Below are 14,427 nucleotides of genomic sequence, written 5' to 3'. Positions count from 1 at the left end.
TTTAAGACAATTTTAATATTGTCCATATTCAGTTGATACATCACTATATTGACTCTACTCTCCAATATAGCAAAAGTACCTTGTTCAGTACTGATAGCATTTTAAAATATGAATTTAAAGGGCAAATTGTCGGTGTATCGAATGTTTTAGCAGTTCCTCCGATTTCATCTTTCAAAACCTTAACTTTTTGTTAATATAGCTATCCCAATAAATTTAAAACTAAAACTGAATATAGGAAAAATTACGTGCTTAGGCGATATACCAATATATTATCCCTCATTCTAATATTTCAATTACCAACCCATTTAAATGCTCAATTGGGGTTTTGCTCAGGAAGTTCGGGCGACCCAATCTATAAGGAGGATTTTGGTACAGGAGTTGACAATGCGATTTTGTCATCAGGCACTACTACATATGCTTATGCCAACGGTAGGCCTTTGGACGGGTTTTATACTTTATCAAGTTTTACAAGGTATTTTACATGGTTTGACGTCGAGGACCATACACCAAATGATGTTAATGGTCGTTCTATGCTGGTAAATGCTGATAATAAATTAGGGGAGTTTATTAGAGTCCCAGTATCGGGGTTATGTGAAAAAACCACTTACGAGTTTTCGTCATGGATGCTTAACCTCGTGCCTTTAAATGCGAGTACCAGTTTGGTCCCTATACCTGTTAACGTAACGTTTCAGGTCTGGGATGATACGGAGACGAATCTTTTAGCTTCAGGAAATACAGGTGACATACACTCAACCATTGCTCCTGTTTGGAGAGAATATGGTCTTGTTTTTCAAACGTTTCCAGGGCAAACTTCAATCGTTTTAAAGATTATTAATAATGGAGAAAAAGGTTTTGGTAATGATTTGGCTCTTGATGATATTGAGTTTAAAGCCTGTGGGGATATCACCAGTATTTCAGACGGAGTAAATAACAGAATTTCCGTTTGCAGTTCTCAAATACCCTATGCCACTATTATAAGTGCAAATTCTGATGGTTCAGTTTATAGCTCTCATTTTTATCAATGGCAGAAAAGTAATGATGGTATAAACTGGATCGATATTCCTGGAGCAAACAATCAATCAGTTAGTGTTTCTGGTATTAACTCAAGCACATTTTACAGAACCAAAGTTGCCGAGGTAGAAAGCAATTTGTCCAACGACAAATGTTACACAATTTCGGATGTTTTTGAGGTTGAGATTATTGGTGCCCCGCCAAAACCCGTTTTGGAATGTTGGGAGTCAGCTAGTTTTAATGACACAACCTGTTCGTGGGAGATAACAGGAAGTAAGCCTGAGAAACCCGCTATTGATTGTTGGCAGACTGCCACTTTTAATAGTGCCACATGTTTATGGGAGGTAACCGGATCCCAACCACCAAAGCCATTACTGCAATGTTATGAGTCCGCTAGTTTTAACTCCTCAACTTGCTCTTGGGACGTAACAGGTACTCGTCCGACCCAACCAGTAATAGATTGTTGGGAAAGTGCAACTTTCAATGCTACTACTTGTGTTTGGGAAGTCAAGGGAAGCCAACCCCCTCAGCCAGATTTGGAGTGCTGGGAATCCGCAAATTTCAATACTACTTCCTGTTCTTGGGAGGTCACAGGAAGCCAACCTGACCGACCTGTTATTGATTGTTGGGAAATAGCCTCTTTTAATAACGCAACTTGTATATGGGAGGTGACTGGAGAACAGCCCGCACAGCCAGTAATGGAATGTTGGGAGTCTGCTATTTTTAATAATTCCACGTGCTCATGGGATGTTGTGGGAACTCACCCTGACCAACCCGTCATTAACTGTTGGGAAACCACTGCGTTTAATGATACTACTTGCATTTGGGAAGTATTTGGAACACAACCTGTGCAGCCGTCACTGGAATGCTGGGAATCTGCGGTTTTTAATGACACCTCTTGTTCGTGGGATGTTTCCGGTACTAAGCCACATCAGCCCATTCTCAATTGCTGGCAGACCACTACTTTTAATGAAGCAACCTGTGTTTGGGATGTCCAAGGTGAACAGCCTGACTTACCTGACATGGAATGTTGGGAAACAGCGACCTTCAATCATACAAACTGCTCATGGGATGTTTCTGGTGATAAACCAGAACCACCCATTTTGGAATGTTGGGAAACCACTGAATTTAATAATAGCTCTTGCGAATGGGATATTTTGGGAACCAAACCCGAGGCACCAGCTTTAGAATGTTGGGAAACGGCGGCTTTTGATTCTGACCAATGCGCTTGGCAGGTTTCCGGACTTCAACCCGATAAGCCCGTGGCACAGGAATGCTGGGAAGTTATAACCTTTAATAATGTTACGTGTGAGTGGGAGATAGCTGGAACAAAACCCTTACCTCCTACTTTGGAATGCTGGCAAACAACTATTTTTGATGATGTAACGTGTAGTTGGGCCGTTTCAGGAACCAAGACCGAAGGTTTTTTTGAAGAAGATATTATTTTATGCGCCACTGACACCCCGGTTCTTTTTGCAAATACAACAATTCCAAATCCTACTTACTTGTGGAGTACTGGAGCGCAAACTGACGCGATACCAATTGACAAATCAGGCAGTTTTTTCGTAGAGGTGTCGAACAGTAAAGATTGTGTTTTTGAAACCACATTCTTTGATGTCACATTTTTGGAAGAACCAGAAATTGAAAAGGTATATTCTGACGGCAATGACATAGTAGTCTCTCCCGGAGAAAACAGCAATCTTCTGTATTCACTTGACGGCAGAAATTTTCAGACCGATAATGTGTTTTATAACGTCGAAGGAGGGCCTTATACCATTCATGTCAAAAATGAATTTTGTGATGGAACTGTCACCACAGAATGGTTGCATTTTTTCGTGCCAAAATTCTTCACTCCAAATAATGATGGCTATCATGATACCTTCAGCCTTCAGGGTATTGAAGAGTTCGGCAGTTTTCAAGTTTCTGTTTTTGATCGTTATGGAAAGTTGTTAAAAAATGTTGCAAACACGCCATTTGAATGGGATGGCACATTTAAAAACCAACTGCTTCCTACAGGTGACTACTGGTACGTAATTGTGGTTGAAGGGAGAAAAATAACAGGCCATATTACACTGAAAAGATAGTATATTTCCCCTTCTCTTATACATTTGTAAATTTATACTTACATCATAACCTTGGCTTCATCCGCAGACATACGCTTCACTAGTGCGTTTAATTTTTTCATTTATCATCTCTCAGTTTTCAAATGAAAAAATTCATGTACTTTTGCACCACAAAACACAATAGGTGAGTAAATCCCATATCTCTCAAACCTATGAACAGGCTTTGCAAACGCAAAATCTGCGAAATACTATTGCCCAAGCCCAAGCCAAAACACATCTCAAAGGGTTCGTCGGCTCTTCTTTTTCATTTGTAATTTCAAGTATTTTTAGAGAAGCTCAAAAGCCATTTCTTTTAGTATTTAACGATAAAGAAGAAGCGGCACATTACCTTAATGATTTAGAGCAACTTTTAAGTGATAAGGATGTGCTGTTCTATCCGGGGAGCTATCGAAGGCCGTACGATATCGAAGAGACAGACAATGCCAATGTCCTGTTGCGTGCCGAAGTGCTTAACCGCATCAACTCCCAAAAGAAACCAGCAATTATAGTTACTTATCCTGACGCCCTGTTTGAGCAGGTCGTCACTCGAAAGGAACTGGAGCGCAACACACTTAAGATAGGCCTAAACGACAAACTGTCTATCGATTTTGTTAATGAAGTCCTATTTGATTATAAGTTCAAAAGGGTGGATTTTGTTACCGAACCTGGTGAGTTTTCAGTGCGTGGGGGGATTGTGGATGTCTTTTCCTTTTCGCATGACGAGCCGTATCGTATTGAATTTTTTGGTGATGAAGTGGACTCTATTAGGACTTTCGATGTTGAAAGCCAACTGTCGGTAGAGCAGGTTAAAAAAATCAATATTATACCCAATGTGGCCAATAAATTGATAGAAGAAAAGCGACAAAGCTTTTTGAGGTACATCGCGCAAAAAACAGTAATTGGATTAAAAAATACAGATTTACTCTTTTCGCGAATTGATGATTTTTATGCCAAAGCCGAAGAAGCATTCAAAGCCTTATCAGAAGATATTAAACATGCTGCACCTCACGAATTGTTTTGCAATTCTGAATTATTGAAAAAGCAATTGCTTGATTTTTCAATTGTGGAATTTGGGACTCATAGTGTCTTTTGTCATCCTGAACTTGTTTCAGGATCTCATAACGAAGCGATCACCTTCAACACCACACCCCAACCCGCATTCAACAAGCAATTCAATCTGTTGATTGAAGACTTAAACGCAAATCATGATAAAGGCTACACCAACTATATCGCCTGCGTTAGCGAACAGCAAGCCAAACGTTTCCATGATATATTTGATGATGCCCAATTGGATGTGAAGGACTATCAAACGGTAATTCTTTCATTGTACCAAGGGTTTATAGATCATGATAATAAAATCGTTTGCTATACCGACCATCAGATTTTTGAACGTTACCAGAAGTTTCATCTAAAGAACGGCTATGCCAAAAAACAGGCCATCACTTTAAAGGAACTCACCAATCTGGACATTGGGGATTATGTTACCCATATCGATCATGGTGTCGGCCGCTTTGGGGGGCTTCAAAAAATAGATGTTGAGGGTAAAAAACAAGAGGCTATCAAACTGATTTATGGTGAACGGGACGTGCTTTATTTGAGCATCCATTCGCTTCATAAAATTACCAAGTTTAATGGCAAGGACGGCAAACCGCCTAAAATATATAAACTAGGGAGCAGTGCATGGAAAAAACTCAAGCAGAAAACCAAGGCACGGGTTAAGCATATTGCGTTCAATCTCATAAAGTTATATGCAAAGCGGAAAACCCAAAAAGGGTTTCAGTACAACCCCGATAGCTATATGCAACACGAGTTGGAAGCTTCATTTATTTATGAGGACACGCCAGACCAGAGTACCGCAACGGCGGATATTAAAGCCGATATGGAAAGTGAGCGCCCAATGGACAGGCTAGTGTGCGGTGATGTTGGCTTTGGGAAAACCGAAGTAGCCATTAGGGCCGCGTTCAAGGCAGTGGATAATGGCAAGCAGGTGGCCGTTTTGGTGCCGACGACCATTTTGGCCTATCAACATTCCAGGACATTCAAACAACGCCTTAAGGATTTTCCCGTTGTGGTGGACTATCTAAACCGTTTTAGAACCGCAAAGCAAAAACGTGAAACTTTGGAAGCTTTGGAGCAGGGGAAAGTGGATATCATCATAGGGACGCACCAATTGGTAAACAAAAATGTGAAGTTCAAAGATTTAGGTTTATTGATTGTAGACGAAGAACAAAAATTTGGTGTTGCCGTAAAAGAAAAGCTAAAAACTCTTAAGGAAAATGTGGATGTATTGACGCTTACAGCTACTCCCATTCCTAGAACCTTACAGTTTAGTTTAATGGCCGCCCGTGATTTATCTGTGATTACCACGCCGCCCCCAAACCGATACCCGATTGAAAGCCACGTCATTCGATTTAATGAAGAAACCATTCGTGATGCCATCAGCTATGAAATCCAGCGTGGGGGTCAAGTTTTTTTCATTCATAACCGTATTGAAAATATTAAGGAAGTAGCTGGGTTGCTACAACGTTTGGTACCGGACGCAAAAATTGGCATTGGCCACGGGCAGATGGAAGGACGTAAATTGGAGCAACTGATGTTGCAGTTTATGGACGGTGGTTTTGATGTTTTAGTAAGTACCACAATTGTGGAAAGTGGTTTGGACGTCCCCAATGCAAATACCATTTTTATTAATAACGCCAACAATTTTGGCTTGAGCGATTTGCACCAAATGCGTGGTAGGGTGGGGCGAAGCAATAAAAAAGCGTTTTGTTATTTTATAACACCTGAGTACGCTGTCATGACTGAGGATGCCCGAAAGCGAATTACTGCCTTGGAGCAATTTACTGAGCTGGGCAGCGGCTTCAATATCGCCATGAAGGATTTGGAAATCCGCGGTGCCGGCGATTTGCTGGGAGGTGAGCAAAGTGGCTTTATTAACGAAATAGGATTTGATACCTATCAAAAAATTCTAAATGAAGCTATCGAAGAATTGAAGGAAAACGAGTTTAAGGATTTGTACAAAGACGATGGTGAGGATAAGGTTTATGTAAAAGACGTCACAATCGACACGGATTTTGAACTCTTATTTCCAGATAATTATGTGAATAATATCGCAGAACGGTTAAATTTGTACACCCAGTTGAATAACATAAAAACTGAAGAAGAACTGGACAAATTTAAAGTAGAATTGATGGACCGTTTTGGGGAACTGCCATCTCAAGTGACGGATTTATTAAACAGTGTCCAAATTAAGTGGTTGGCCGTTAAAATTGGGTTTGAAAAGGTGGTAATGAAAAAAGGAAAATTAATTGGTTATTTTATCAGCGATCAGCAAAGTAGTTTTTATCAAAGCCCTAATTTTACCAAGGTGTTGCAATATGTTCAAACGCATCCCAATGTTTGTAAAATGAAAGAAAAACAAACCCGTGCTGGATTGAGATTGTTATTGACGTTTGAGCAGATTTCCACTGTAAAACATGCTTTGGAAGCTTTGCAGCCTATTGTGGCGTAATTGTTGATTTATGAATTTAAAAACACATTAATAATTGAATCGTGTAATCTTTTTATTGGCTTTGTTGCCTGCGGTGCTTTCTGGGCAACACAGTATCAAAGGCACCTTTTCCCCAGCGGGGGAATTTGAAATTGTACTGCTCTATAAGGTAGAGCCAACAGTGTCTAGTTACGTAACCAATACCAAGATTGAAGCTGATGGTCATTTTGAGTTTAAATTGGATTCAACAATTACCAAAGGAATGTATCGTTTGGTGTATGCTTTACCACAAGAAGAGTACAATTTTGATATTATTTATAACGGCAAGGAGGATATTGAATTGGCTTTCAATTCTGAAACTGGTGTAGAGTTCAGTGCTTCCCGTGAGAATAAACTATTGGAATCTTACACCAATAGTATGTTTATGATCACCAACAGTATAGGCAGCTATTACCGAGACGACAATACCGAAAAAGATTCCTTGGCGTTACTTTCGATTTTTAAAACCCAACGCGAAAACCAAAATAGCTTTGAGGAAGCGGCAAAAGGCACCATGTCTTCTCACTTCATTAAAGCCAATAGCCTTTTTATTCCTGAAAAAGTTGTGGACGCTAAAACCTACGTCCAACTTTTAAAAACCCATTATTTTGACCATGTAGATTTCAATAACGCCGTGTTGCAACGTTCAAAATTTTTAACTGAGCGGATGTTGAATTACGTGTTTGGAATGGCAGACCAAAGCAAAGAGGAACCTGACGCCTACAAAGATAATATTGTAGCCTTTGTTGAGGCAATGAAAGATGCCCCACCGGCAATCAAAAAATCCCTGTTTACCGATTTATGGGAGCAAATGGTAGATTTAAAAATGGAGTCGGTGGCCAATTTTATTTCCGAAAATTATCTAATGGATTTGGCCGTAAATTTAAACGATCAGGAATTGTTGCGGGTGTTAATATTGTACAAAGACACTTCGATTGGAAGCGACGCCCCAGATTTTTCTTTTGAGGCAAATGAAAAAGAAAAAACAGCTTCCCAAACATTGAGTGAGCTAAATGGGTCGGAGCATTACGTTTTGGTCTTTTGGAGCAGTACATGTTCGCACTGTTTAGAAGAAATCCCGCAGTTGCATGAATTTTCAAAATCCCTTGCGACTGAAAAATTGAAGGTTATTGCCATCGGTTTGGAAGACGAACCTTATGCTTGGAAAAATCTAACCTATGAGTATCCTAACTTTTTGCACGTTTACGGTGAGGGCAAATGGGATAACGAAATTGGCGATAGTTATGGCGTTACTGCTACACCGACTTATTTTATTTTAAGTTCTGATAAAAAGATTGTAGCCAAACCTATGGATTTTGAGGAGCTTAAAGCTCTTTTTGTAGATAACGATTGAAAGGGATAAAGTTACATGTCGCAACCTAGCGATTAGAGAGTTCTGTTTTTAGTCAAAATGAGTTTTCTGTAATAAAAGGCTACCAAGGGTTTCTTAGTAGCTATTGCTAAAGATGAAAACGCAATTCTATTGCTTTATAATCTTCTTTATGGTATAACCTTCCTGAGATGAAATCTTGATAAAATACATACCATCTTGCAACTTTTCAATATTTATTTGTTTTTCTTTTGGAGTTCCAGATAAATCAATTTTATTAATCAACCTGCCATTAACATTGGTGATACTTGCAGAAATTAACTGTTGTCCACTTTCATTTCTAATGGTGAAAACGTCTTTTGCAGGATTAGGGATAACCTGAACTACTTCATCCAATAAAAATTCATTTGTGCCCAAACTTTTTGTTGTTACAACAACTTCTTCGGCGTTTCCCAAAAGGTAAAGCGCATTGTTTCCGTTAGTGGTGTTTTTGGTGTATTCATAAACTCTTATGGCATAATCTGAGTCTTCGGTAAGCCCTTCTAAAGTGATTGAATTTCCTGTTCCGTTATAAATAATAAAGCTATTATCACCAAGATTGTCTCCAGAGCCATATTGCCCATCTGCGGTATAATCAGTACCGTCCAAGGGATAGGCCTCAAAATTATTGTTTGCTGTCATGTTAACTAATTCCTTTGCTACAACAACCCTAGATGTGCCGTTGCCATTTATCCAAGACAAATCCATTGCATTTGCCGTAACGTTATTGGCCTGAAGGTTACTTGCATTAGTTGTAGGGGATTCAAATAAATCATGTGTTGGAAAGTTTGTTGTTCCTGACAGGCAGTTCCACCCTATATTATCTAAACCAGCCCAAAAGGCACTAGAATTCCCATCAATTACACGTTTATTTAATAGAATTGCCCAGGTGTATTCGCTACTAGTTCTAACGAAAATAGTGGCGGTGCCGTCAATGGCACCAGTATGCCACCAATTGTCAAATTGATTGACTTGCCATCCCTTTGAATAATAACTGCCCACAGAAGAAGGTGTCGACATAGTTGTAATTGCCGATGAGCTCAAAATATCAGGTTTACTGGTAAATCCATCTACTGCAACCAGAAGTCGAGTTAAATCTCTGGCAGTTGCAATCCAGCCTCCATGACCGTCCATTGCATCTACGGCCAATCCCCCATACTCCCATGGCACATACTGACCCGAACCGTAAATATCCAAAGTAGTATATCCATTGCCTTGATACTCACCCTCTCGTTCTCTCTTGTCGGCTAATAGGTTTTCGGCAATATACATGTCATATATACCAATTGGATTTAATACCTCCTGTCTCATCCATATCTCATAGTCCATCCCAGAAATTTCTTCAATTATTTCGCTCAGCACTAAAAACCCCATGTTGGAATAGGCATAGACGGTTCCCGGTGTATGGTTAAGGTTTTTTTCTAAAACATATTGTATTAGGTGCTCTTCTTTAACAGGATTGGGCTGCCCATAGGTTTGGGCAACATGCAATGGAGCGATAATGGGATCACATCCACTAAAGTTCCATGGGTAAGGCGATGTAGGACTGGGAAAGCAATTAACGTTTCTATCCCAACCCGCCGTGTGCTCAAGCAACATCTGAACTGTAATGTCATATACGCGATTATCAATGATATTGGCATTTGAAAACACCCAATGATTTTCTAAAATTCCTCCAGTGCCAAATACCTTATCCGATAACGAAATTTGACTATTGTCAACCATTTTCATAATTCCGATGGCCGTTATTGGCTTAGAAACGCTTGCAACACGAAACATATGATAAGGCTGCGTGGGCTCATTTCCAGAAATACTTGCGTTTCCGTAGGCTCTGGAAAATACCAACTTTCCATTTTTTGACATGGCAAAAGTTGCCGAAGGAATATCGAAAGTGCTTAGGAAATTTTGAATTTGTGTATCACAATGTGTCATTTCAGGAACGGCAATTCCTGTTTGGGCAAGATTCAAGAAGGGCAAAACGAAAAATAATAGTAGCAATTGTTTCATAAGTGATGGATTTTTAGTCAATGTACTAAAACATCTGAAATTTTATAAAATGTCATCAAAAAAAGTTACCTATTTAGAAATGTGATCAAAAATGGAAAATAGTGTCTTTCTTAGAACTACCATAATTTGCCAAATCTTTAAAGAGCGGAATCAAAAATGATAAAAAGCATCCTCCAAATGCTCAATGTTGAATCCTTTGTCGCCCTTCACAATCGCAATAATATCAAAGCGTACTTCCACATCTAAATCGTTAACGGTAACGTATTCATCAACGGCCTTGACCAGATTTTTGATTTGATTTGGCTTCACAAAATCTTGGGGGTCGCCAAAGTCTGTTGTGGATCGTGTTTTTACTTCAACGATGGCCAAAATATCTCCCTTTTGAGCAATAATATCTACTTCGGCTTTTTCGAAGCGATAGTTCTGCTCAATAATGTCGTAGCCGTTATTTATTAAAAAGTCTACGGCCAGTTGTTCCCCTTTTTTACCAAGTTGATTGTGTTGTGCCATGACGGTTAAATCGGTTCAAAAATCAAAACGATTTTATTAAAGTCGGCGGCACTGTTGATGACTGTTCGGTAGTCCTCATAATTGGCCACTGCAATAATGTTTTTGCGATAGTGCTCGTCCGCTGTAATTTTAAGTTGATTGCCATCTAATTCGTAATAGGAATCAAACACCAGAATATCTTTGCCGTCTTCCAAAAAGGAATTTTTGATATTGATGTCCTCCAAGTTTGCAATCTTATAACCCTCGGGAATGGTGACATTAAGGGTTCGGAAATAGCTTCGTGTAAATTCATTTTCAACGGGAAGTACACGCTCTTTTTCTTGGTACATTTCCATTTGCCTTCCAATAAGTTCGCCTATTTTGAACAAATATTTTCTTCCGGCTTTTTCAGTAAAGGCTTCCGATTCAAAATCAAGCACAAACTCGATAGGTTTGATGCCGAAAAGTTCGGGGTCTGAGTTTCGTACTTCTTTACTGGTAATGTTGACGTCCTCATGGATTTGCTTAGCAAAACCTTCAATAAGTTCTTCTTTGTTTTCGTCTTTAATCAAATGCATTACGGGATGGAAATACATGCCATAATAGCCTTCCATAGACCGATTTAATTTCACCCTGCAATTTTCGATATTATCCTCTTCAAATGAAATATCCAATACCATTTTATCCACGGTTTTTTCCGCAGGAATGGGCTTAATATATTTTATTTTACCCAATCCAGAGGCAAAATCTCCTACCTTTACTTCCTTGATAAACAGGCCGTAATTATCTGTTAGATTCGCAGGAGGGTATCCATAACGGGACTCCAATGCAGACGGTGACATATAAGTTTTGTGCTTACTGAAATAAATCAGAAAGTCGGTTAGAAAATTATTAGCCTCAAAACTTTTGTCAAACTTAATATCCTGCCGATTGCTGGTAATTACAATTTCGTGCTTAATACCAAGATAGTTGAATAGGGCAGTATAAAGCTTCAAAACACCCGCCTCATTGGCAATTTTGTTTTTGATGACCTGTTCCAAATCCTTCAAATTGTCTGCGCCACCTTCGGTAACAAAAATGTTTCCTTTGATAAAAAATTCTAGTTTTCGTATTAGTGCTTCCCCTTCCAGTTGTTTTTTATCAGTGGCCTCATCAATAAACTTTTTCAAGTGTTTTTTAGTTTTGTCACTTACCTCTTCGTAGTAGAAATTATAGATGTTTTGGGCTACTTTGCTATAAGAAGAAATGTCCTTTACGTTACTATAAATATTTCGGTCCAACTTATACACTACCATGCCCTTGCTGGCATCATATGCTGAAACCTCCTCTTTTTTCAAACCTTCTAGTTTAGGAATTTTCAAACTCCAGTGCTTTTTTTCTTTGAGAACCGTGTCCAATTCCACCTCTGGAATACCGTTATAGGTTTTAAACTCAAAAATCAGATTTTTTGGAGCGAAGAGGTCAAATTCTACATTTTTCTTGTTGTAACTTGTTTGTAACGTTAACCTATTGCCACTATACCTCGGGTAGCGCTTGGTTACGTAATAATATTCAATTATGCTACCCTTGTTGATGCCCTCAAAGGCGAAAAATTTATAATTCCTACCCGTTTCTTCATCTTTGGAGGTCAATATTTTACTATCATCCAACTCGATGATGTGGCCTTCATTGGTTATTACTCGAGCTCTGTTGACCACCAGCTCAGAAGTGGCATTATAAGGCAGGTACACTTTGTTATAGGCTTCGATTTTCTCATCGGAGTTTAACCAAAGCACACGATGTTCAAGAAAATATTCTACCAATCCATCGTCTTCAAAATAAAACTCCGTGGCAATTTTATCCTTTAATGCGATAATGCCATCTTCAGTCTCTTCATCAACAGCATAATTTGGTTCAGTTTCCCATGAATAATCCTTAAAAAACAGCTCGTTTTGGCCAAATGCAAATGTTGAAATAAGCAAAAAAGTAAATAGTAGGTTTAAAATTTTCATGGTGCTGTATTTTATATTTTTTTAAGAACGATAACTTCTTTGTAGGCCTTTTCGATTTTTTTTACAAGGCGATTAATTTCCTTTTGTTCGGCCAATGTCAAGGTGATAAAATTGAAGGCTACGTCATGTTTATAAGTGATGGAGCCACCTTCATTGTTGTAAACAATATGACTGGTAAGGAGGTCTGTTTTAACCGAAAGGTTTTCAGGAATATAATCAATGGTATAACCCTCTGGAATATGGAATGTTGTGGTATAGCTGAATCGGTTTTTGTACTCGTATTCAAGATCATTGGTTCGGTCGTCATTCATTCTGTATGGACTCAATTCCTTATTAAGGTTGAGGTTTATGTAAATCTCGTCGCCCAGTTTTTTGGCATAACCATTAATATTGAAGGTGTAATTGACAATTAAGTTTTTGTCGTAATCGTATTTGTTGGTTTCGGTAAAGGTGTCGATTATGAATTTATTGTTTCCTTTTTGAAGTTGTTTAATGTAAAAGGTCTTTAACTTTTCATCGGTATTCATGTATTCCAATGCATCGAAGCAATCCAATTTTCTATATCCTGAAATGTCAACCTTTGAAATGCCGACAAGATTTTCACCTTCTAAGTGAGCAACTGTTTCATCAATGACAGCATTTTTTTCCGCAGGAACTATGGGTACTTTTTTGATAACAAACCCGTCTTCGCCTTGCGAAATCAGTGCTTCTTTTCCTTGGATAAAAGGTGTCGGATAATCTATAGGGATAAACCTGCCCGTGGCGTCCAAAAAGTAGGTGTCATCACCTTCAGTATAAGACAGTATCATGTGGTTGTCCACCAAAGGGGTGGGTACTTCATCATATTTATAAGGTAATCTTCTGGTGCCTATCCACGTGAGGTTGCCTTCAATACCAGCAATTTCCAACATCTTGAACAATATGCTGGAGTTGTCCTTGCAGTCGCCATATTTCTTTTGAAACACATCATTGGCCTGTCTGGGTATGAACCCTCCCAAAGCATATTCAAAGGCAATATACTTGATGTTTTTTTGTGCCCAATAATATATGGCTTTTACCTTTTCAAAATCACTGGATTTATTAGTTGTCAATTCTTCCACAACCTTTACCAAATCAGCATCGGGTTCATCTTTATTGATACCTTTTACCATGGAATAGTACCAATTATAAAGGTCGGATACCTTATTGGCCAAATCCACATTTTTGTTTTTAGTTTTGTAGGAGGTGATAATTGGAACAATGTGCGGAAATATTTTTTTATAGGTAGGTGAGTTGGATTCGTATTTAAACTTGTCCATATTTTTTAGTTCCCAAGTGTAAATAATGGCGTTTCTTTTTTCCTGTTTATTGAATTTAATATCCAAATCTTGGGTTTGAAACTCCTTGAATTTTAAATTGATATTTTTATCGGCAACGATGGTAATTTTATTATTGACAATAGGTGAAAAGTCCCCAAAGTAAAACGGACTTAAAAAACGAGGATTTTTAACATTTTCTGAATATTTTAATCGTGATTTTGAGCCTTTTTGAAGGTTTGGAAAAATAAAATTCAACGATTTTGAATCGTCGTAAAACGATTGGTCCATTTCATCTTTTTCCTTAAACTCCTTTACTTCCATTTCCCTATATTTCCCATCGGAAAACACAAAAGACGATGCCTCAACATCCTCCAATTCAAAAAAGGATGAAAAGTGTAAAGAGCGCTTGGAGTTACGGCTGGCACCTTCATCCAAATATAAATCCTCTTCGATAAATTCCTGGGTGATGTTGACGTCATCCGCATCCAAAGTAATCGTCACCTTGGTCTCTTTGTTTAGGGTAACGGCATTGGCATTGGGATATAAATCTTTATATCTTTTAAATTCTTCGGACTCTTGGCCCCAAGTAATCAAACCGATAAACATTAATATCCAAGCTGAAAAACGCATC

At 38.6% G+C, this 14,427-nt stretch carries 7 protein-coding genes; 3 read left to right on the top strand and 4 right to left on the bottom strand.

The window, feature by feature from the left end:
• Positions 1–317: 317 nt before the first annotated feature.
• The 3 genes from ACFSR8_RS10010 to ACFSR8_RS10000 all read left to right on the top strand — a co-directional run bounded on the left by ACFSR8_RS10010 (position 318) and on the right by ACFSR8_RS10000 (position 7,996).
• Positions 318–3,095 carry a T9SS type B sorting domain-containing protein gene (locus ACFSR8_RS10010; protein WP_380291593.1) on the top strand — a complete coding sequence of 926 codons (2,778 nt, stop codon included), beginning with the start codon at positions 318–320 and terminating at the stop codon, positions 3,093–3,095.
• Between the two features lie 163 nt (positions 3,096–3,258).
• Entirely contained in the window at positions 3,259–6,624 is a 3,366-nt protein-coding gene (gene mfd, locus ACFSR8_RS10005) for a transcription-repair coupling factor (protein WP_380291591.1), read from the top strand.
• Positions 6,625–6,658: 34 nt separating this feature from the next.
• A complete protein-coding gene (locus tag ACFSR8_RS10000; RefSeq protein ID WP_380291589.1) occupies positions 6,659–7,996 on the top strand; it encodes a TlpA family protein disulfide reductase in 1,338 nt (445 codons plus the stop codon).
• A 126-nt stretch (positions 7,997–8,122) separates the two neighbouring features.
• Here the strand turns inward: ACFSR8_RS10000 and ACFSR8_RS09995 are convergent, their stop codons facing one another.
• The 4 genes from ACFSR8_RS09995 to ACFSR8_RS09980 all read right to left on the bottom strand — a co-directional run bounded on the left by ACFSR8_RS09995 (position 8,123) and on the right by ACFSR8_RS09980 (position 14,426).
• Complete coding sequence (locus ACFSR8_RS09995; protein WP_380291587.1) at positions 8,123–10,018, bottom strand: serine hydrolase; 1,896 nt, start codon at positions 10,016–10,018, stop codon at positions 8,123–8,125.
• 150 nt (positions 10,019–10,168) lie between these two features.
• Positions 10,169–10,528 carry a YraN family protein gene (locus ACFSR8_RS09990; RefSeq protein ID WP_380291585.1) on the bottom strand — a complete coding sequence of 120 codons (360 nt, stop codon included), beginning with the start codon at positions 10,526–10,528 and terminating at the stop codon, positions 10,169–10,171.
• A 5-nt stretch (positions 10,529–10,533) separates the two neighbouring features.
• Positions 10,534–12,498 (bottom strand): DUF3857 domain-containing protein, encoded by a 1,965-nt coding sequence (locus ACFSR8_RS09985; protein ID WP_380291583.1) that lies wholly within the window; start codon positions 12,496–12,498, stop codon positions 10,534–10,536.
• An 11-nt stretch (positions 12,499–12,509) separates the two neighbouring features.
• Complete coding sequence (locus ACFSR8_RS09980; protein ID WP_380291581.1) at positions 12,510–14,426, bottom strand: DUF3857 domain-containing protein; 1,917 nt, start codon at positions 14,424–14,426, stop codon at positions 12,510–12,512.
• Position 14,427 lies beyond the last annotated feature (1 nt).

This window comes from Hyunsoonleella rubra, assembly GCF_042684665.1.
Taxonomy (GTDB): Bacteria; Bacteroidota; Bacteroidia; order Flavobacteriales; family Flavobacteriaceae; genus Jejuia; species Jejuia rubra.
Note: the sequence above shows the minus strand (reverse complement) of the source record. Positions and strands in the feature narration are given on the sequence as shown.

Bases quoted from the DNA above. Each gene is read 5' to 3' on its own strand.
- ACFSR8_RS09995 (WP_380291587.1), bottom strand. From the start codon at position 10,018: ATGAAACAATTGCTACTATTATTTTTCGTTTTGCCCTTCTTGAATCTT.
- ACFSR8_RS09980 (WP_380291581.1), bottom strand. From the start codon at position 14,426: ATGCGTTTTTCAGCTTGGATATTAATGTTTATCGGTTTGATTACTTGG.
- ACFSR8_RS09985 (WP_380291583.1), bottom strand. From the start codon at position 12,498: ATGAAAATTTTAAACCTACTATTTACTTTTTTGCTTATTTCAACATTT.
- ACFSR8_RS09990 (WP_380291585.1), bottom strand. From the start codon at position 10,528: ATGGCACAACACAATCAACTTGGTAAAAAAGGGGAACAACTGGCCGTA.